Genomic DNA, 19304 nt, shown 5'->3' with positions numbered 1-19304 from the left:
ACCGGCTTGTCCAGCATGACACGCGGCCGCACGGTCACGGCCAGGTCGACGGCTGCTTCGGCGTACGCCCGAACTTGTTCAGCAGCGTCTCCTTGCGGGCCGCCGCACCCCACAGGGTGACCCTGAGCAGCTGTTCCTTGAAGATGTTGCCGCTCATCTTGCTGACGCCGTGTTCGCGCTCGGTGAACGTGATCGGCACCTCGGCCATCCGGAAACCGTGCCGGTAGGTGCGCCACGCCAGCTCCACCTGGAACGAGTAGCCCTGCGAGGCGACCGTCGACACGTCGATCGCGTCGAGGACCGGCATCCGGTAGGCCCGGTAGCCGCCGGTGGCGTCCTTGAACGGCATGCCCAGCGCCATGCGGATGTAGATGTTGCCGCCGCGGGAGAGCAGCAGCCGGTGCAGCGGCCAGTTGTGCACGCTGCCGCCCGGGATGTAGCGGGTGCCGAGCACGGCGTCGGTGTCGCGCAGCGCGTCGAGCAGCTTCGGCAGCTCCTCGGGGGCGTGCGAGCCGTCGGCGTCCATCTCGACGACCGCGTCGTAGCCCTTGTCCTTGGCCCACGCGAATCCCGCGACGTACGCGGCGCCGAGGCCCTCCTTGCCGGCGCGGTGCAGCACGAACACGTGGTCGTCGGCGGCGGAGATCTCGTCGGCGATGGCGCCGGTGCCGTCGGGTGAGTTGTCGTCGGCGACGAGGATGTCGACCGACGGCACCGCGGTGCGCACCCGCTCGGTGATCGACCGCAGGTTGTCGGCCTCGTTGTAGGTGGGGATGACCACGAGGACGCGGCCCACCCCCGGGTACCCGTCCGAGCCCGCTGCCATCGGGTTCGCGTCGCTCACCGTTCCTCCGTCTTTGCCTGTGCGTCGGTCATGTCGCTGCTCCGGCGCCGCCGCAGCGGTAACGCCCCGGCCAGGACGAGCAGGGTCAGGGCGACCATGGCGAGCTCCGGCCACTGTCCCAGACGAGTGGCCAGCGTACGCGGTCCGCCCACTCGCATCTCGCGCAGGACCACGGCCTCCACATTGAATCCGGTGGCGGCGTGCACCCGGCCGTCCGCGCCGGCGAACGCGGACACCCCGACCGTCGATACCATCAGCGCCTCCCGGCCGTGCTCGACCGCGCGCAGCCGCACCATCGCGAGCTGCTGGCGGGCCTCCGCCTCGTTGAACGTGGCGTTGTTGGTCTGCACCGCGAGGATCTGCGCACCGCCGGTCACCGTGTCGCGCACGATGCCGTCGTAGGCGACCTCGAAGCAGATCACGTCGCCGATCGTCGCCGCCCCGGTGCGGATGACGCCCGGGGTGCTGCCGGCCAGCATGTTCTGCACCAGGTCGACCTTGGTGGAGACCAGCCGGGCGACGGGACGAAGCGGCATGTACTCGGCGAACGGCACCGGGTGCCGCTTGACGTACACCTGATCGAGGTCGGGTCCGGTGACCGGCATCCACAGCAGGCCCGCGTTGCGGATCTCCCGGGGCTTGTCGCCGCGCAGCACCGTGCCGACGAGGATCGGCACGCCGATCGCGTCGGCCGCCCGGGCGATCTGCTGCGCCGCGTCCTGGTCGCGCAGCGGGTCGATGTCGCTGGAGTTCTCCGGCCAGATCACCAGCGCCGGCCGCGGCTTGCTGCCCGCGCGCACCTCGGCGGCGAGTCTCTCGGTGGCGCGCACGTGGTTGAGCAGCACGGCGGCGCGCTGGGCGTTGAAGTCCAGCCCGAGGCGCGGCACGTTGCCCTGCACGATCGCGACCGTACGGGTCTGCGCCGCGCGCGCGGCGGTCGGCACGAACGCCGGACCGGCCAGCAGCACCGCGGCGGCCAGCGCGAACCCGGCGGCGCCCCACCACGCCCGGGCCCCGCCGGTCGGCGCCGGGGACCGGCCGCGCCATGTCCGCACCACCTGCCAGGCCAGCGCCACCAGGGCACCGCCGGCGGCGGCGAGCGCGAACGTCACCAGGGGTGCGCCGCCGAGCACGGCCAGCCGCAGCGCCGGCGCGTCCTGCGCGGCGAACGCCAGCCGCCCCCAGGGGAACCCGCCGAACGGCGCCCGGTCCCGCAGCGCCTCCTGCGTCACCCACAGCAGCCCGGCGACCAGCGGCCAGGCGGCCCGGAACCGGTCGATCAGCGGCGACAGCCACGCCGACGCCAGGCCGAGCAGGCCCAGGTATCCGGCCTGCGCGCCGGCCAGCAGCATCCACGGCAGCCAGCCGGCGGCGATGTGCGTCCAGTCCAGCAGCGGCACGAACAGCACCAGCCCGGCGAGCATGCCGGCGCCGAAGCCGGCCCGCAGCCGCCGGCGGTGCGCCGCCGCGGCCAGCAGCGCCACCGAGACCGGCGCCAGCCACCACAGGTCGTACGGCGGGAACGACAGCAGCAGCCCGGCGCCCGCCACGACGGCGAGCACCACCGACGCCCAGCGCGGCACCGGCCGCGGTGTGCCCGGCACGGCCGGCGCGGCACCGGCCGCCGCGGGTGCGGGCTGAAGCGTCGACAGATCCACGCGCGGAAGGCTACCCGGCGGCGGTCACGAAACCGTCGCGCCACCCGCCGGGCCGGGCGAACGCCGCCCGCCGGGCCGGGCAGGGCCGCCCTCCAGGCCGGAGGACCCCGTCATCGGGGTGAAGGAACGCGCCGGGAGGCCGAGGGAATCGGGACACGGCCGCGGGCCGTGCCCCGATTGCTCCCAGAGATCCCGTTCCGAGCCGCTGCGTGGGTGTGGTGTCGCGGGACCTTCGGACCGACCCGCCGCAGGCTGGCTGCCGGCGTCGTGCCGTTGTCTACTGGCCTCGTTCCACCGCGCCCGCACCGGAAAGTCGCGGCCGGTCCGCGCCGCCCCGTCGACCCCCACCCCCTGGACCTGGCGTACGCGTCGGTCTTGCCGCGTGGCCATTGGGCGAAGGAACGAAGCGAACAACAACCGCTCCCCGGAAAAGGACCCATCGACGGTACGCCGCACCCCCGGCGCCTTGTCAACCAGGTCACCCGCACCCGGGCGTGTCGCAACCCCGGCGTGTCACCGCGCCGGAAAAGCAGTCGTCACAGGCTGTTGACCAACGCGGCCGCGGCCGCCGGATGATCTTCGGCGAGCATCCCGGCGGCGGCCAGCACGTACCGGGTGTCGACCACCCGCCGGACCTGGCGCGGCGCCGCCCAGCCGCCCGCGGTGTCGCCCAGGACCGCGTCCAGCACGGCCTGCCCGCCGCCGTGGCGCAGCACCCCGCCGGAGCCGACGACCAGCCGCACGTCGCGCAGGTCGCGCCCGCCGGTGCGGGGCAGCCCCGGCCCGGGGGAATGGCCGCGGGCGTGCCGGCGCAACGCGATCATCGCCGCCGTCGACGCCAGCGCCCGGTCGGTGGCCGCGTCGTACGGCCGCCCGCCCGAGATGTCCGGCTCCGGCAGCTTCTCCGCGGCCGCCGCGGCGACCACACCGGCCGCGCCCACGCCGACGCCGAGATCACCCTCGACGGTCCGCGACCGCCACAACGTGCCGGCCACGTCCCGCTGCGGCCCGTGCTCCAGCTCCCCGTCCGGCAGCAACGCCGAGTACACGTCGGTCGTCGCCCCGCCCACGTCCACCACCAGCACCCCGGCGGCGGTCTCGTCGGCCAGCAGCGACACCCCGGCCAGCACCGCGTCCGGCGTCGCGCACCGCACCAGCGACGCGAACCGCCGGCCCTTCGACAACTTCTTGCCGCCGATGACGTGCCGCAGGAACATCTCCCGGATCGCCGCGCGCGCCGGCAGGGCGTCGAGCACCCCGATGCGCGGCAGCACGTTGCCGGTCACCGTCACCGGCACACCGCGCTCGGTCAGCACCCGCGCCGCGTCCGGGCGCGCGTCGGCGTTGCCGGCCACCACCACCGGCACCCGCATCCGCGACGTCGCCAGCCGGCCGGCGTTGTGCCGCAGCGTCTGCTCGTCGCCGCCGTCGGTGCCGCCGACGAGCAGAACCACGTCCGGTCGCGCCGCCCGCAGCGCCGCGACCGCCCGCCCGTCGAGCGGGCCGGCGGCCACGTGCACCACCTGGGCGCCCGCCGACAGGCCCACCCGGTGCCCGGCCTCCGCCGTCACCAGCGACTCGTAGCCGACCACCGCCAGGCGCAGGCCGCCACCGGCCGACGAGCACACGTAGAGCTCGTCACGGGCCGCGAGACGGCCGCCGGCGGCCTCCACCGCCGCGTCGAGACCGGTCAGCACGTCCGACGACGACGTGGTCGGCACCTCCGAGCGGGCCAGCACCCGGCCGCTTGCGAGGTCGACCCGCAGCGCCTTGGTGTACGTGGACCCGACGTCGACGCAGACGGCCTGCGTCATGCCTTCGGCGGCACGACCACCGTGCCCGTCGCGGTCACCGCCACGATCGGCTCGTCCAGCACGACCGCCGCCGAACCGCCCGTACCCCGGCACACCACCGTCGACGAGAACTCGATCCTGCGCGACCGGGTGCCCATCCTCACCACCGTCGCCGTCACCTCGAGCACGTCACCGGCCTGCACCGGCGCCTTGAACTGCACGTCGTCGTACGAGGCGAACAGGCCCTCGTCGCCGTCGAGCTGGATGCACACCTCGGTCGCCACGTCGCCGAACAGGCCCAGCGAGTACGCCCCGTCCACCAGGTTCCCCGCGTAGTGCGCGTGCGCGTACGGCACGTAACGACGATGCTTCACAGTGATCATGCGGCACTCCCTGTCAGGGCATGGACGAGATACGAGGCGACCTCCCGGGGCGTCGTACCCCGGGAGAAGATCCGGTCGACGCCGAGCTCCTCGGTCATCAACTCGTCGAAGCGCGGACCACCGACGATCAGCAGCGGCCGTTTGCCCTCCGGCAGCGCCTCCCGGAACGCCGCCGACATCTGCCGCGTGTTCAGCAGGTGCGCGTCGCGCTGCGTCACCACCTGCGACACCAGCACGGCGTCGGCCTTGCACGCCTTCGCCGTCTCCACCAGGTCCGGCACCGACACCTGGGCGCCCATGTTCGTCACCGACATCTCCCGGTACGACTCCAGGCCCTTCTCCCCCGCGATGCCCTTGAGGTTGAGGATCGCGTCGATGCCCACCGTGTGCGCGTCCGTGCCGATGCAGGCGCCCACGACGTTGAGCCGCCGCCGCAGCCGGCGCTTGATGACCGCGTTGATCTCCTTCGCGCCCAGCAGCGGGAAGTCCCGCTCGACGACCTGGACCTTGTCCGTGTCGACGAGGTGGTTCACCTTCCCGTACACCACGAAGAAGGTGAAGCCGTCGCCCATCGCCTTGGCGTGCACCAGCATCGCCGGGTCCATGCCCATCTTGTTCGCCAGCTGGATCGCGGCGCCCTCGGCCCGCTTGTCGTGCACCAGCGGCAGGGTGAACGACAGCTGCACCATGCCGTCGCCGGTCGTGTCCCCGTAGGGGCGGACGATGCTCATGCCTCCAGGGCCTCCGTCACCGGGTTGTAGTAGTCGGCGTCGTGCTTCGCGACCCCGTCGAGGCCCTTGCCCCGGTCGGCGGGCCGCTTCATGATCCCGAACGTGCCGTCCGCGATGGCGTTGAGCATGCCGTCGTCGACCACCCGCTCCAGCAGCTCCACCGCCTCGCCCAGCACCGTGTGCGCCCGCTGCTGGATGAACCCGCCCGGCGCCGGCACGAAGTCCTCGTGCAGGTTGCCGGCGCCGTTCAGCACGTACCGCACGTTCTGCAGCGCGATGTCACGGTCGGACAGCCACGGCGTCACCACCGCCTCGGTCATCATCCCCACCAGCAGGATCCCCTGACCGGTCAGCGCACCCACCAGGTTGAAGAAGCCGTCCAGCAGGTTGCCGCGGAACACGTCGCCGGTCATGTGCTTGGTCGGCGGCATCCACTTCAGCGGCGCGTCCGGGAACAGCTCCCGCGCCAGCAGCGCGTGCGCCAGCTCCAGCCGGAACGACTCCGGCAGGTCCGGGTTGATCTCGAACGCGTGCCCGAGACCCAGCTGCCAGTCCTGCAGGCCCGCCTCGTGCGCGAAGAACTCGTTCAGCAGCTGCGACACCGTCACCGTGTGCGCCGCCTCGACCGCGTCGGCCGTGGTCAGGTAGTTGTCCTCACCGGTGTTGATGATGATCCCGGCCCGGGCGTGCACCTGCCGCGAGAACCGCTGGTCCACGAACGTGCGGATCGGGTTGATGTCACGGAACAGGATCCCGTACATCGAGTCGTTGAGCATCATGTCGAGGCGTTCCATGCCCGCCAGCGCCGCGATCTCCGGCATGCACAGGCCCGACGCGTAGTTCGTCAGCCGCACATAGCGGCCCAGCTCCTTCGACGACTCGTCCAGCGCCGCCCGCATCAGCCGGAAGTTCTCCTGCGTCGCGTACGTACCCGCGAAACCCTCCCGGGTCGCACCCTCCGGCACGTAGTCCAGCAGCGACTGCCCCGTCGACCGGATCACCGCGATCACGTCCGCGCCGGCCCGCGCCGCCGCCTGCGCCTGCGGAATGTCCTCGTAGATGTCGCCGGTCGCCACGATCAGATAGATCCACGGCCGCCGCGGCGGATCCCCGTACCGCTTGATCAGCCGGTCCCGCTCCGCGCGCCGCCGGTCCACCACCTTCAGGCCCGCGTTGGTCGCCCGCCGCGCGGCCCGCTTGGCCGCGCTCACCTCGGCCTTCTTCTCCGGTACGGCGAAGCGCACCGCACCCGCGGCCGCCTTCTGCGCCAGCACCGTCACGTCGTCGAGGCCCTCGGCCGCCAGCGCGTGGAACACCGGCACCGCCACCCCGTGCCCCAGGCCCACGTCCGCACGGACCGCGTCCACGAGCCGGTTCACCCACGGGATGCCGTCGGAGTCCGCGCCCCGCACACCCGCCAGCCGCAACACGGCCCGCTCCACCGACACGGTCGTGTGCGACCGTGCCAGATCCACGACCGGCTGCCCCGCCCGCGCGGCGAGCTCACGCGCCCGCCGCACCACCTCCGGGTCCAGACCCAGCTTCCGCACCGTCACTCCTCGTAGATCGTCTCGCCGGACAACACCGTCCGGCGGCACACCGGCCGCGCCGGCACGTCACCGTCGGGCCCCGCCAGCAGCGCCGGCAGACCCTCCTCAAGCCCCCCGGGCGTGTCCCACACCGCGAAGGTGGCCTGCGCACCCGGCGCCAGCTCCCCCGCGTCGTCGACCCCCACAGCCCGCCAGCCACCCCGCGTCGACGCCGCGAACGCCGCCCGCACACCCATCCGGAACACCGGATTGCGCGGCGCCGCCGCGGCCGCCACCGCCGCCCACGGATCCAGCGGCGTCACCGGCGAGTCGGACCCGAACGCCAGCGCCACCCCCGTCGCGTGCATCGCCCCGATCGGGTTCGACGCCAGCGCCCGCGGCACACCCAGCCGCTGCGCGTACATCCGGTCCGGGCCGCCCCACAGCGCGTCGAACACCGGCTGCACGCTCGCCACCACGCCGAACTCGACCATCCGGGCGATCATCGCCCGGTCCGCCAGCTCCACGTGCTCGATGCGATGCCGGCCCGCGCGCACCCGCTCCACGCCGACCGCCTCCGCCGCGATGGCGAAACCGTCCAGCACGCTCGCGATCGCCGCGTCCCCGATCGCGTGGAAGCCGCCCTGCACCCCCAGCTCGATGCACTCCAGCAGATGCGCCCCGGCCTGCTGCGCCGTCACGAACGCCTCGCCGCACCCGCCGCCGTCGGCGTACGGCTCGCGCACCGACGCCGTCCGCGAACCCAGCGCCCCGTCGGCATACAGGTCGCCGGCCGCACCCACCGCGCCCAGATCCTTCGCGCGCCGCGCCCCGCCCAGCTCACCCCAGTAGCCGAACACCCGCGGCAGGCCCCGGCCCGACAACGCCAGCACCGACGCGAGATCCTGCTCGCTCGACGTCCCCGGCCCCGCGCACTCGTGCACCGACGCCACCCCGCGCGAGGCCGCCAGCCGCAACGCCGACCGCTGCGCCGCCTCCCGCTGCGCCGGCGTCAACGACCCCAGCGCCACCGCGCGCACCGCATGATGCGCGTGCTCGCGCAGCCAGCCGGACGCGGCGTACCCGCCGACGCCCTCGATGCCCGGGCACGCCGCCAGCAGCGCGCGCGACGCCAGCGCCGAATGCACCGACGCCTGCGACAGGTACACCCGCCGACCGCCGGCCACCCGGTCCAGCTCGTCGGCGTCCGGCGGCGTCTGCTGCGCCCACGTCGACTCGTCCCACCCGTGCCCGTGCACCACCGCGTCGCCCGCCCGCGTCCGCGCGAACGCCGCCACCGCCGCCAGCAGCTCCGCCGCCGAGCGCACCCCCGACAGCTCCAGGCCGTCGGCCGCCAGCCCGGTGTCCGTGGCGTGCACGTGCGCGTCCACGAACGCCGGCGTCACCAGCGCACCGCCCAGATCCACCACGGAACCCGCCGACGGCGCGTCAGCGGACGCGCCCAGCCACGCGATGCGCCCGTCGTGGACCAGCATCGCCGAGGCCTGCGGCTGTGCCGCCGAGTAGAAACGGCCGTTGCGGAAGAGCACCGAGGGGAGAGTCATGAGCGTCAGTGTGCCGCGATCCGCGCCTCGAACAGCGCGCGCACCGCGGGAGTACGCCGCAGGACATCCAGCGCGAACTCCGCATGCCCCGGCACGTACCCGTTGCCCACCAGCATCGTCACGTCCGCCGCCAGGCCCTCCGCGCCCAGCGCCGCCGCCGGGAAACTCGTCGCCATCGAGAAGAAGATGACCGTGCCGCCGTGCCCCGTCGACAGGATCGCGCCGTGCTCGCACCCCGGCACGTCCACACACACCACCGTCACCGTCGCCGGCGCGCCCAGCGCCCCGGCCACCGCCGACGACACCGCCACCGGATCCCGGGCGTCGGCGATCGCGACGTGGTCCGCCAGGCCCGCCGACGTCAGCGCGTCGCGCTCGGCCTCCGACACCACCACCCCGACCGTACGCGCGCCCGCCAGCCGCGCCGCCGTCAACGCCAGCGACCCGCTCTTGCCGGCCCCGCCCAGCACCGCCACCGTCACCGGCTCCCGGTCCCCGGCGATCCCGGCCGCACCCACGTACGCCTTCACCACCCGGTCCGTCAGCGCCGGCGCACCGCACACGTCGAAGACGGCGAGCGCCAGCTCCGGCGCCAGATCCTCCGGCAGCACCGCCACCACCGAGCGCCCGAACAGGATCGCGTGCCCCGACGCCGGCACCTGCTCGCCGAGGCCGTCCCAGCCGGCCAGCTCGTCGTCGATCACCAGCGGCGTCAGCGTGAGCGACACCAGCGTCGCCACCCGGTCGCCCACCTTCACCGGCAGCGGCGACTCCGGGCCCACCTCGTCCACGACCCCGATCAGCATGCCGCCCGAACCCGTCACCGGGTTGTGCATCTTGCCGCGGGTCCGCACGATTTCCAGGACCTCGGCGCGCACCGCGGCGCCGTCGCCGTCATGTTTGCCGGCCAGTTGCCGATAACTGGCGGCGTCGAGGTTCAGCCGCTCCACCCGGATCCGCACCTCGTCCGGCCCGATCTCCGGCCGGGCGTCCAACCGCCACGCCGCCTGCGGCAGCACACCCGCCGGCTCCAGCACACGAGACAGGCCCACAGCGAACGACATACCCACCATCCTCACGAGAAACAAGGTGCTGCACCGCTGCTACACCGTAAATCCTCCGGACCGACGGTTTCTAGACCGAAGATTCTCCAGTATCGTGATCCCAGACCACCCCCGACCCCCAGGAGGCCCCGGTGACTGAGCCGGCCACCGCCCCGGCAACTCCCGCCGGCCAGCCGTACGAGTACCGGCGCCGGCCCCTCGTGGAGCCCGACTGGACCCGCTTCCCCGGCTGGCGCGACGTCACCGCCGCCCAGTGGGAATCCGCCCAGTGGCAGCGCGTCAACTGCGTCAAGAACGTCAAGCAGCTCCGCAACGTCATGGGCGACCTGCTCGAGGAGCGCTTCTACGCCGACCTCGAGACCGACATGGCGCGCCTCGCCACCATGTCGATGCTCATCCCGCCGCAGATGCTCAACACCATGGTGCCCGACCGCACCCCGGACACGGAGTCGTTCTACGCAGACCCGATCCGGCGCTACATGCTCCCGGTCGCCACCGACCGCCGCCTCGACTGGCCGTCGCACCCGCACGCCACCCGCGACAGCCTCCACGAGCACGACATGTGGGTCGCCGAGGGCCTCACCCACCGCTACCCGACCAAGGTCCTCGCCGAGCTGCTCAGCACCTGCCCGCAGTACTGCGGCCACTGCACCCGCATGGACCTCGTCGGCAACAGCACCCCCACGGTCGACAAGCTCAAGCTCACCCTCAAGCCCGTCGACCGCTACGACGCCCACCTGGCCTACCTCAAGGCCCACCCCGGCGTCCGCGACGTGGTCGTCTCCGGCGGCGACGTCGCCAACGTCCCCTGGAAGCAGCTCGAGACCTACCTCATGGGCCTGCTGTCGGTGCCCACCGTGCGCGACATCCGCCTCGCCACCAAGGCCCTCATGGGCCTGCCCCAGCACTGGATCCAGCCCGACGTCGTCGAGGGCCTGCACCGCGTCGCCATCACCGCCGAGCGGCGCGGCGTCAACCTCGCCGTCCACACCCACGTCAACCACGTCAACTCGCTGACGCCGCTGGTCGCGCGCGCCGCCCGTACGCTCATCGAGGTCGGCGTCCGCGACGTCCGCAACCAGGGCGTGCTCATGCGCGGCGTCAACGCCACCAGCACCGACCTGCTCGACCTCTGCTTCGGCCTCCAGGGCGAGGCGGGCATCCTGCCGTACTACTTCTACATGTGCGACATGATCCCCAACGCCGAGCACTGGCGCGTGCCGGTCTGGCACGCCCAGCAGCTCCAGCACGACATCATGGGCTACCTGCCGGGCTACGCCACCCCGCGCATCGTCTGCGACGTGCCGTTCGTCGGCAAGCGCTGGGTGCACATGGTCTCCGAGTACGACCGCGAGAACGGCATCTCGTACTGGACCAAGAACTACCGCACCTCGATCGAGCACGACGACACCGAGGCGCTGAACAAGCTCTACGCGTACTACGACCCGATCGACACGCTGCCCGAGGCGGGCCAGGAATGGTGGCGCAAGCAGAGCGCCGAGTGACACGAGCCGCGTGAGAAAGGGCCCCGGGAGCAGCTCCCGGGGCCCTTTCTCGCTGTCTGTCCAGGCGGCTCAGCTGAACGCGTCCCGCACGTCCCGGCCGGCGTCCTTCACGTGCTCGCCCGCCTGCTTGGCGTGTGCGGCCGTCTCCTGCGCCTGCCCCTCGGCGATGAGCCGCTCGTTGTCCGTCGCGTCGCCGATGCCCTGCTTCGCCTTACCGGTCAGCTCTTCGGCCTTGTTCTTGACCTTGTCAGTGAAGCTCATCGTCAACCTCTCACCAGCTCGAACTTGTTTTTGTTCTTGCTGGTGAGTTCAGTGCCCGAAGGGCTCGTGTGTGAAACCCGAGGCGACGGGGCGTGAGCCGGTGCACACCGCCTAAGGCATCCTAGGATCCTGAGATATAAGAGAAGGCGGCGTCAGATCGCCCAGCCCTGCCGGACGTGCCAGTCGTCGATGTCGCCGTTCATCGGGTCGTGCACCGCCTGCACGACCGGCTGCACCGGGACCATCTCCTCCGGAGTGATCCGCGGCGGCAAGTGCCGGAAGTCCTGCTCCTGCTCCGGACCCGGCTTCGTCTCCTGCTCGCGCTTGTCCATGGGTCCAGGCTAGGCCCCGTCCTCAACGGTAGGCACGCTCCTGCAGCCGGTACAGCTCGGCGTAACCGCCTCCGGCCGCCATCAGCTCCGCATGGCTGCCCTGCTCCACCACGCGGCCGCCGTCGAGGACCACGATCCGGTCGGCCATCCGTACGGTGGTGAAGCGGTGCGAGACCACGACGGTGACCGCGCCGGCGCGCCGGGCCCGGCCCAGCTGGTCGACGAAGTGCCGGAACAGCTCGTGCTCGGCCAGCGGATCCAGCGCCGCCGTGGGCTCGTCGAGCACGACGCAGACCGGCGCCCGGTCACCGCTCACCTCCCGCATCAACGAGCGGGCAAGGGCCAGCCGCTGCCACTGCCCGAGCGACGGCTCCACCCCGCCGAACGCGGCGCCGAGCCGGGTGCCGAGGCCCTGCAGCACCGGCGCGCCCGCCCGGTCGATCGCCGCACGCACCGCGACGCGGTCGCGCACGAAGCGGACGTTGCCCACCCCGACCGTCTCCCCCACCCGCAGCCGCAGCCGGGCGAAGTCCTGGAAGACCCCGGCGAGCCGGGCCCGCCAGCCGGCGGCGCTCAACTCGGGCAGCGGCACCCCGTCCACCGTGATCCGTCCGGCGCTCGGCTCGTACATGCCGGTCAGCAGCTTGATCAGCGTGGACTTGCCGGCGCCGTTGGCCCCGACGACCGCCACCGTGCCACCCGCCGGCAGGTGCACGTCGACGTCGTGCAGGACGTCCGCCGCGGCCCCGGGGTACCGGAAGCTCACGCCGGACAGCGTGATGCCGTCGCGCAGCACGACCGGCACCGGCGCGCCCGGCCGCGCGGCCGCGGCCGCGTAGCGCCTCAGCCACCAGTAGTGCGACACGACCTGCCCGGCCTCGGCCGCCTCCGTCAGACTCTCCAGGACCATGCGCAACTGGCCCTGCAGCTGGGTGGCCAGGGACACGACCAGGACGGCGGCGCCCACGCTCGTCCGGCCGGCCCGGATCTCACCGGCGACCAGCACCAGCGCGGCCGCGAACCCGGCGGCGTACAGCACCCACGCGCCGGCCTGCCCGGCCGCACCGCGCAGCCGGGCCGCCGCCTCGCGCCCCGCGGCGGCCTCCCACAGCTCGCCGGCCCGCCGGCTCCACCGCGCGCCGTCACAGGTCAGCAGCAGCTCCTTGGCCGACTCCGGCTCCACACACATGTCGTGCAGCCGGTGGTGCAGGCGCAGCTCCTCGGTCCCGGCGTCCCGGGCGTCCCGCAGCAGCCGGTCCGCGCGGCGAGCCGCCGCATAGAGCGGCACCCCGAGGAGAGCGAGCAGGCAGAGGTACGGGCTCACCGAGACCAGCAGCCCCACCGTGACCGCCAGTCCGGCCGCGGCCACCACCGCGTTCAGCGCCGACCACGGCATCGCCGCCAGCGCCTGGGAGCTCTGGAACAGGCGGTCCCAGCGGTCGACGAAGGGTGCGTGCTCGAGGTGGGTGAGCGTGGGTACCGAGGAGACCAGGCGCTGGGTCCGCTCGTTCTGCATGCCCCGTACCCGGCCGACCAGGAAGACCTGCAGGTTGCCGCGCACCCGGCCGGCGGTCGCCGAGACCGCGTACGCCGCCGCACCGAGCAGGACCGCCACCGCGACACCGGCACCACGGCCGGCCGTGCTGTCGTCGACGAGCTTGCGCTGGCTCAGGCCGATCCCGGCGATGACGCCGGCCTGCGCGACGGTGACCAGGGCGAGCAGCAGCGCGGGCCGCCGCCCGGCCCGCAGGGTGAGCCGGACCATGTCCGCGAGCAACCGGAACCAGTCGCTCATGCCGCCTCCTCGCCGAAGGCGGCCGCCTGGGTGGTGAAGAACGTGGCGTAGCCGCCGCCGGCCGCCAGCAGCTCGTCGTGGGTGCCGTCCTCGGCCACCCGGCCGTCCCGGAACAGCAGGATCCGGTCGGCGTAGCGCACCGTGGACAGCCGATGCGAGATCAGGACGGTCGTCGTGTCCCGTACCCGCGAGATCACCTGCTCGTGGAACTGCGCCTCGGCCCGCACGTCCAGGCTGGCGGTGGGCTCGTCGAGCACCAGCAGGCGGCGCCCGGCGTCGACGGCGTACAGCGCACGGGCCAGCGCCACCCGCTGCCACTGGCCGCCGGACAGCTCGGTGCCGCCGGTGCCCTCCCGCCAGAGCAGAGTGCCGAGATCCTCGGGCAGGCCGGTCGCGCCGGCGCGCCGCAGCGCGTCGCGGACCGCGTCGTCGTCCGCACCGCGCTCCGGCGCGGCCGAGGTGACGTTGTCGCGCAGGGTCGAGGGATAGCGCAGGAAGTCCTGGAAGAGCACGGTGACCGGCGCCCGCCGGGCGTGCGGGTCGGCGCCGTCCACGGTGATCCGACCGGAATCCGGCCGGTAGAGGCCCGCCAGCAGCTTCACGAAGGTGGTCTCGCCGGCGCCGTTCTCCCCGACCACGGCGACGATCTCCCCCGGGCGCAGGGTCAGGCTGAGGCCGTCGAGGACGCGTCGGTCGGATCCCGGGTACGAGAACACGACGTCGTCGAACCGTACGGCCGGAGCCCGCGAGGCGGCCGCGACCCGTCGGGGTGCCGGCTCCGCGGCGTACCGGGCGGTCAGCTCGTCGGCGGCGGCCAGCCCGCGCAGCCCGTACTCGATGTCGTACGCCTCCTGGCCCATCGTGCTGATGCCCAGGACGGCGAGACCGGCGAGGACCGCGGTGACGAGCTGACCGGGCCGCGCGTCGCCGGACAGCACCGCGACGGCCGGCACGCCCAGCGCCGCCGCGCCCGCCACCAGCAGCAGGCCCGTCGCCCACCACTGCCGGCTGAGCACGCCCAGCAGCTCGCGCCAGACCGGCCCGTACGTCCGGGCGGCCGCCGCCCGGAACCGGCCCGCGAACCAGTCGGTGAGCCCGTAGAGCCGCACGTCCTTGGCCGCGCCGACCACCGCCTGGGAGGCCAGGTAGAACTCGTAGCGCTGCCCGGCCGTGTCGGCGTCCAGCTTGTCGATGATCCGCATCCACTGCCGGCGGACGAACGCCCGGACCGTCAGGGCCACGGCGAGCAGCCCCGCCGCGAGCGGCACCGAGAAGGTCGCCAGCAACGCCGCCGCCGCGGCCGCGCTGAGCATCCGTACGGTCAGCTCCAGCTGTCCCACCGCGGCGTTGCCCACCGACCGGTCGCGGGCCACGCCGGTGCCGGAGTCCACGGCACGGCTGACCCGGTCCTGGAACGCCGCGCTCTCGAGCACGTCCAGGCGGGACACGGAGGCCGCCAGCAGGCGCACGCGGGCCCGCAGGTCGCCGTCGACGCGCCGGGCGAGCAACGCGCGGACCGGGTCGATCAGGAGCCAGACGACCTGGTCGGCGAGGAACGCCGCGGCGACCAGGATGGCGGCGCCGGCCGCCTCTTCCCCGGTGCTCGCGGCGACCAGGACGGCCACGAGGCGGCCGGCGGCCAGCGCGAGCGCCACCGGCAGGGCGGCGCGGACCAGCTGGAGAAGGACGAGCAGGACGGCGAGGCCGGCGCCGCCCCGGGTCAACAGACGTAGCAGCCGCATCCGAGCAGCGAACACCGACACCCCCGAAGTCGATCGGCGTCAATCCTGTCCGCTGGCGCTTCCGGGGGCAAATCGCTTTCCGTGACCGGGCGCACCACCTCTACGGCATCCTAGGAAGCAGCCGTGCGAGCGTCCGTCCGATGTCGCGCCTGGCGCGTCCCAGGAGGCTAGTCAGTCGGCGATGCGCGGCGGGCGGTTCTCGTACGGGGTGCTCAGCACCACCGTCGTGCGCGTCGTGACGTTCGCGGCCGTACGGATCTCCTGCAGGAGCCGTTCCAGGTCCGCCGGGCTGGCCACCCGCACGAGCAGGAGGTAGAAGTCCTCCCCCGCCACCGAGTAGCAGGAGTCGATCTCCGCGAGGTGGCGCAGCCGCTCCGGCGCGTCGTCCGGCTGCGACGGGTCGAACGGGCGGATCGCCACGAAGGCGGTCAGCGGCAGGTCCAGGGCCTCGTACGAGACCACGGCGGTGTAGCCGTTGATGACACCGCGCTGCTCGAGGCGGCGGACCCGCTGGTGCACGGCCGACACGCTCAACCCGACCCGCTCGGCGAGCACCGTGTAGGACAGCCGGCCGTCGGCGGTGAGGGCGGCCACGATCGCCCGGTCGATCTCTTCCACCGCGTCACGATACCGGTCGAAGCCGGGCCGCCCCGCACCCATTCCCGCACACCGCACCCGGCCTGCGCAAAGTCCACACGAGACGGGCGGCTCAGCCGCGGGTCAGCGAGCGCGAGATCACCAGCCGCTGGATCTGGTTGGTGCCCTCCACGATCTGCAGCACCTTCGCCTCGCGGAACCACCGCTCGGCCGGGTGGTCGCTCACGTAGCCCGACCCGCCCAGCACCTGGACCGCGTCCGTGGTCACCTTCATCGCGACGTCGGTCGCGAAGAGCTTCGCCTTGGCGGCCTCCGCGGAGAACGGCCGGCCGGCGTCCTTGAGCCGCGCCGCCGCCAGCATCAGCGCCCGCGCCGCCGAGACCTGGGTGGCCATGTCGGCCAGCAGGAAACCCAGACCCTGGAAGGAGGCGATCGGCTTGCCGAACTGGGTGCGTTCCTTCGCGTACGCGGCCGCGTAGTCGACGGCGGCCTGGGCGAGGCCCACCGCGCACGCGGCGATGCCGAGGCGGCCCGCGTCCAGCGCCTGCATGGCGATCCGGAAGCCGCCACCCTCCTCGCCCACCAGGCGGTCGGCCGGCACCCGGGCACCGTCGAGCACGATCTGCGCCGGGGCCGACGAGCGCAGGCCCATCAGCCGCTCCGGGGCCTGCGGCAGCAGCCCCTCGGTGGCCGCGTCCGCGAGCAGGCAGGAGATGCCGCCGGGGCCGGGCCCGCCGGTGCGGCAGAAGATGTTGTAGAAGTCGGCGCGGCCACCGTGGGTGATCCACGCCTTGGTGCCGGTCACCACGTACTCGTCGCCCTCGCGCACGGCCCGGGTGGCCAGGGCCGCCGCGTCGCTGCCACCCTGCGGCTCGGACAGGCAGTACGCCCCCAGCAGCTCGCCGCCGAGCATCTCGGGCAGCGACTTGCGCTGCCGTTCGGTGCCGAACGCGGCCACCGGGAAGCACGACAGGGTGTGCACGCTGACCGCCTCGGCGATGGCCACCCAGGACGACGCCAGGATCTCCAGGACCTGCAGGTACACCTCGTAGGGCTGGCCACCGCCGCCGTCGGCCTCGGGGTAGGGCAGGCCGAGCAGGCCGGACCGGCCGATGGTCCGCAGGATGTCGCGGGGAAACTCACCCTGCTGCTCGTAGCGGGCGACCTGCGGGGCGAGCTCGCCCTCCGCGATCTCCCGGGTGAGCCCCAGCAACTCGTACGCCTCTTCGGTGGGAAGGATCCGCTCGACCGTCACGCCCGCAAGCTTAACGGCCGTTAGGTTCCGCCGTCACGCCGAGGGCGTCCACCAGGCGACGGGCCGAGCCGGCGAGGTTCCACCGTTCGGCGAGCGCCAACAGAGCGTCCGCGTCCTTCGGCGCCCGGGGCAGCGTGGCGTCGAAGGGCGGCAGCGGCACGTCGCGCGCGACCCGGCACACCGGCAGCGCCGCCGCCAGGTAGTCCTGCGCGGCCAGCAGCTTGGTCCGCACCCCCGGGGCGAAGCCCGACGCCGGGTCGTCCAGCGCCGCGACGATCTGCTCGACGCCGCCGTAGCGGGCGATGAGCCGGGCCGCCGTCTTCTCCCCCACCCCCGGCACGCCCGGCAGGCCGTCGCTCGGGTCGCCGCGCATCGCCGCGAAGTCCGCGTACCAGCGGGGCGGGACGCCGTACTTGGCCTGGACCGCCGCGTCGTCGCTGTCCTCGAGCTTGGCCACGCCGCGGCCGCAGTAGAGCAGGCGGGTGCCGCGGGCGTCGTCGACGAGCTGGAACAGGTCGCGGTCGCCCGAGACCACCTCGACCGGGGCCGGCTGGGTGGCGGCCAGCGTGCCGAGCACGTCGTCGGCCTCGTAGCCGGCGACCCCGAAGGCCGGGATGCCGACCGCCTCGAGCACCTGCAACAGCACCGGGATCTGCTTCTCCAGCGCGGCCGGGACCTCCTCCACGTCGCCGTGCGCGACGCGGTGCCGCTTGTACGAGGGCACCAGCGCCACCCGCCACGCCGGGCGCCAGTCGGCGTCGAGCGCGCACACCACGCGACCCGGGCGGCGGGTGCGGATCAGCTGCGCGAGCATGTCCAGGAAGCCGCGGATGGCGTTCACCGGCTCCCCCGCGCCGGTCCGGGCGGCCGACTCGGGGATGCCGTGGAAGGCCCGGAAGTACAGACTCGGGGCGTCCACGGCCAGCAGAGGTCGTTCGGTCACGGCACCGACCCTAGTGCCGCCCTCCACCCGCCGGGAGACACGACGTTCACCCGGATGTCACATCGGTGCGGCACGGTGCTTGCAGGGGTGATCCCCACCGGCCCCGATCGGGCGGTGCCGGTCGCGCGGCGCAACGGCCTGCGCCGACCCCGCCGCGTCCCGGGTCCGGCGAGACGTCGCCGGACCCGGGACGTCCGTCCGGGCGTCGCGCGGCCCGGGCGGGGCGTATTCCGGTTGCGAACGCCGAACCGGGTCAGAAACTCCGCCCCCGCGCCGATGGAGAAGGGGTCGACCCCCCGACCGGCCGGAACGGAGCCCGCATGACGACGCGATTCGCTCGCGGATGCATCGTCGCGTGGTTCACCCTCCTCGTCGCGATCTTCTACGCGTGGCCGGAGTCACACACGTACTCCTGGGCCGCGATCGGCCTGTCCGGCGTGGCCTGCATCCTGCTGGGTGTCCGCATCCACCGGCCCGAGCGCCGCTCGCCGTGGTACCTGCTCGCCACCGCGCTGCTGTTCTTCAGCGCCGGGGACACCTTCGGCTTCGTCGGGCTCACGACCGGCCGTACGGCGTGGGCCTCGGTCGTGTCCGACCTGCTGTACATCCTGGTCTACCCGCTGCTCGCCGCCGGGCTGGTGCTGTTCGTACGGGCCCGCTCCGGCGACCGCAACCGGGCCGCGCTGCTCGACGGGCTCGTGCCCACGGTCAGCCTCGGCCTGCTGTGCTGGATCTGGCTGATCGCGCCGTACACCCGCGCCACCGATCTGACACTGGTGGAGAAGGCGATCTCCGTCGCATACCCGCTGGGCGACGTCCTCGCCCTCGCGATGATGCTGCGCCTGCTCAGCGTTCCGGGCCGCAAGCCCGCCGCCGTCGGCATGCTGTGCGCCGGCGTGGTCGGCGTGCTCGTCTCGGACGTGGTCTACGGCCTCGCCCGCCTGGACCACGCCTGGAACGTCGGCGGCCCGATCGACCTCGGCTGGGTCGTCTTCTACGCCGCCATGGGCCTCGCCGCGATGCACCCGTCCATGACCTGGCTCAGCACGGACGCCACCCCGGCCGACACCGCCCCGGTCACCGCGCGCTGGCGGCGCCTCGCCCTGCTCACCGCGGCGGTGCTCATCGCGCCGGGCGTCCTGCTCACCGAGCACCTCACCGGCGGGGTCGTCGACGCGCCGGTCATCGCGGCCGGCTCCGCGGCGCTGGTGCTGCTGGTCATGGCCCGGGTCGGCGGCCTGCTGACCGACCAGCGCCGGGCCAACCACCGCGAGCGGGCCCTGCGCCAGGCCGCCGCCACGCTGGCG

The 19304-nt window shown here is 73.5% G+C and carries 16 protein-coding genes and 1 pseudogene; 2 read left to right on the top strand and 15 right to left on the bottom strand.

Annotated elements, in window-relative coordinates:
• Positions 1 to 34 precede the first annotated feature (34 nt).
• From IEY99_RS16000 to kdd, 8 genes are all read right to left on the bottom strand, one after another.
• A complete protein-coding gene (locus IEY99_RS16000; protein ID WP_229798905.1) occupies positions 35 to 826 on the bottom strand; it encodes a polyprenol monophosphomannose synthase in 792 nt (263 codons plus the stop codon).
• A 14-nt stretch (positions 827 to 840) separates the two neighbouring features.
• Entirely contained in the window at positions 841 to 2496 is a 1656-nt protein-coding gene (gene lnt, locus IEY99_RS15995; RefSeq protein WP_189204794.1) for an apolipoprotein N-acyltransferase, read from the bottom strand.
• A 542-nt stretch (positions 2497 to 3038) separates the two neighbouring features.
• The gene (locus IEY99_RS15990) at positions 3039 to 4316 is read right to left on the bottom strand and encodes a glutamate mutase L (RefSeq protein ID WP_189203958.1); all 1278 of its coding nucleotides are present in this window, start codon (positions 4314 to 4316) and stop codon (positions 3039 to 3041) included.
• Positions 4313 to 4678: a 3-aminobutyryl-CoA ammonia lyase gene (gene kal / locus IEY99_RS15985; RefSeq protein ID WP_189203957.1), complete on the bottom strand. Its 366-nt coding sequence runs from the start codon at positions 4676 to 4678 to the stop codon at positions 4313 to 4315. Before kal ends, IEY99_RS15990 begins: the two co-directional genes overlap by 4 nt.
• On the bottom strand, positions 4675 to 5409 hold the full coding sequence (gene kamE, locus IEY99_RS15980; RefSeq protein WP_189203954.1) for a lysine 5,6-aminomutase subunit beta: 735 nt from the start codon (positions 5407 to 5409) through the stop codon (positions 4675 to 4677). The genes kal and kamE overlap by 4 nt, the downstream gene beginning before the upstream one ends.
• Complete coding sequence (gene kamD / locus IEY99_RS15975) at positions 5406 to 6959, bottom strand: lysine 5,6-aminomutase subunit alpha (RefSeq protein WP_189203952.1); 1554 nt, start codon at positions 6957 to 6959, stop codon at positions 5406 to 5408. The genes kamE and kamD overlap by 4 nt, the downstream gene beginning before the upstream one ends.
• A 2-nt stretch (positions 6960 to 6961) precedes the next feature.
• Positions 6962 to 8503, bottom strand: coding sequence for an amidohydrolase (locus IEY99_RS15970; protein ID WP_189203950.1), 1542 nt, complete (start codon positions 8501 to 8503; stop codon positions 6962 to 6964).
• Between the two features lie 5 nt (positions 8504 to 8508).
• Complete coding sequence (gene kdd, locus IEY99_RS15965; RefSeq protein ID WP_189203948.1) at positions 8509 to 9567, bottom strand: L-erythro-3,5-diaminohexanoate dehydrogenase; 1059 nt, start codon at positions 9565 to 9567, stop codon at positions 8509 to 8511.
• A 131-nt stretch (positions 9568 to 9698) separates the two neighbouring features.
• On the opposite strand from kdd, the gene IEY99_RS15960 reads away from it, so the two are divergent.
• Positions 9699 to 11072 carry a KamA family radical SAM protein gene (locus tag IEY99_RS15960; protein ID WP_189203946.1) on the top strand — a complete coding sequence of 458 codons (1374 nt, stop codon included), beginning with the start codon at positions 9699 to 9701 and terminating at the stop codon, positions 11070 to 11072.
• Between the two features lie 69 nt (positions 11073 to 11141).
• Here IEY99_RS15960 and IEY99_RS15955 read toward each other — a convergent pair whose 3' ends face one another.
• The 7 genes from IEY99_RS15955 to IEY99_RS15925 all read right to left on the bottom strand — a co-directional run bounded on the left by IEY99_RS15955 (position 11142) and on the right by IEY99_RS15925 (position 17997).
• The gene (locus IEY99_RS15955; protein ID WP_189203944.1) at positions 11142 to 11333 is read right to left on the bottom strand and encodes a CsbD family protein; all 192 of its coding nucleotides are present in this window, start codon (positions 11331 to 11333) and stop codon (positions 11142 to 11144) included.
• A 152-nt stretch (positions 11334 to 11485) separates the two neighbouring features.
• Positions 11486 to 11665 carry a hypothetical protein gene (locus IEY99_RS15950; protein ID WP_189203942.1) on the bottom strand — a complete coding sequence of 60 codons (180 nt, stop codon included), beginning with the start codon at positions 11663 to 11665 and terminating at the stop codon, positions 11486 to 11488.
• Between the two features lie 22 nt (positions 11666 to 11687).
• Entirely contained in the window at positions 11688 to 13460 is a 1773-nt protein-coding gene (locus IEY99_RS15945) for an ATP-binding cassette domain-containing protein (RefSeq protein ID WP_189203940.1), read from the bottom strand.
• Positions 13457 to 15202 (bottom strand): ATP-binding cassette domain-containing protein, encoded by a 1746-nt coding sequence (locus tag IEY99_RS15940; protein WP_189203938.1) that lies wholly within the window; start codon positions 15200 to 15202, stop codon positions 13457 to 13459. The genes IEY99_RS15945 and IEY99_RS15940 overlap by 4 nt, the downstream gene beginning before the upstream one ends.
• 171 nt (positions 15203 to 15373) lie before the next feature.
• The gene (locus IEY99_RS15935; RefSeq protein ID WP_189203936.1) at positions 15374 to 15820 is read right to left on the bottom strand and encodes an Lrp/AsnC family transcriptional regulator; all 447 of its coding nucleotides are present in this window, start codon (positions 15818 to 15820) and stop codon (positions 15374 to 15376) included.
• Between the two features lie 91 nt (positions 15821 to 15911).
• A complete protein-coding gene (locus IEY99_RS15930) occupies positions 15912 to 17054 on the bottom strand; it encodes an acyl-CoA dehydrogenase family protein (protein ID WP_189203934.1) in 1143 nt (380 codons plus the stop codon).
• Between the two features lie 10 nt (positions 17055 to 17064).
• Positions 17065 to 17997: a 5'-3' exonuclease gene (locus IEY99_RS15925; RefSeq protein WP_189203932.1), complete on the bottom strand. Its 933-nt coding sequence runs from the start codon at positions 17995 to 17997 to the stop codon at positions 17065 to 17067.
• A gap of 320 nt (positions 17998 to 18317) precedes the next feature.
• Here IEY99_RS15925 and IEY99_RS34255 point away from each other — a divergent pair.
• Positions 18318 to 19304: pseudogene (locus tag IEY99_RS34255) on the top strand (putative bifunctional diguanylate cyclase/phosphodiesterase); the annotation flags it as partial.

Origin of the sequence: Couchioplanes azureus (assembly GCF_014648355.1) — a bacterium.
Classification (GTDB): domain Bacteria; phylum Actinomycetota; class Actinomycetes; order Mycobacteriales; family Micromonosporaceae; genus Actinoplanes; species Actinoplanes azureus.
Note: the sequence above shows the minus strand (reverse complement) of the source record. Positions and strands in the feature narration are given on the sequence as shown.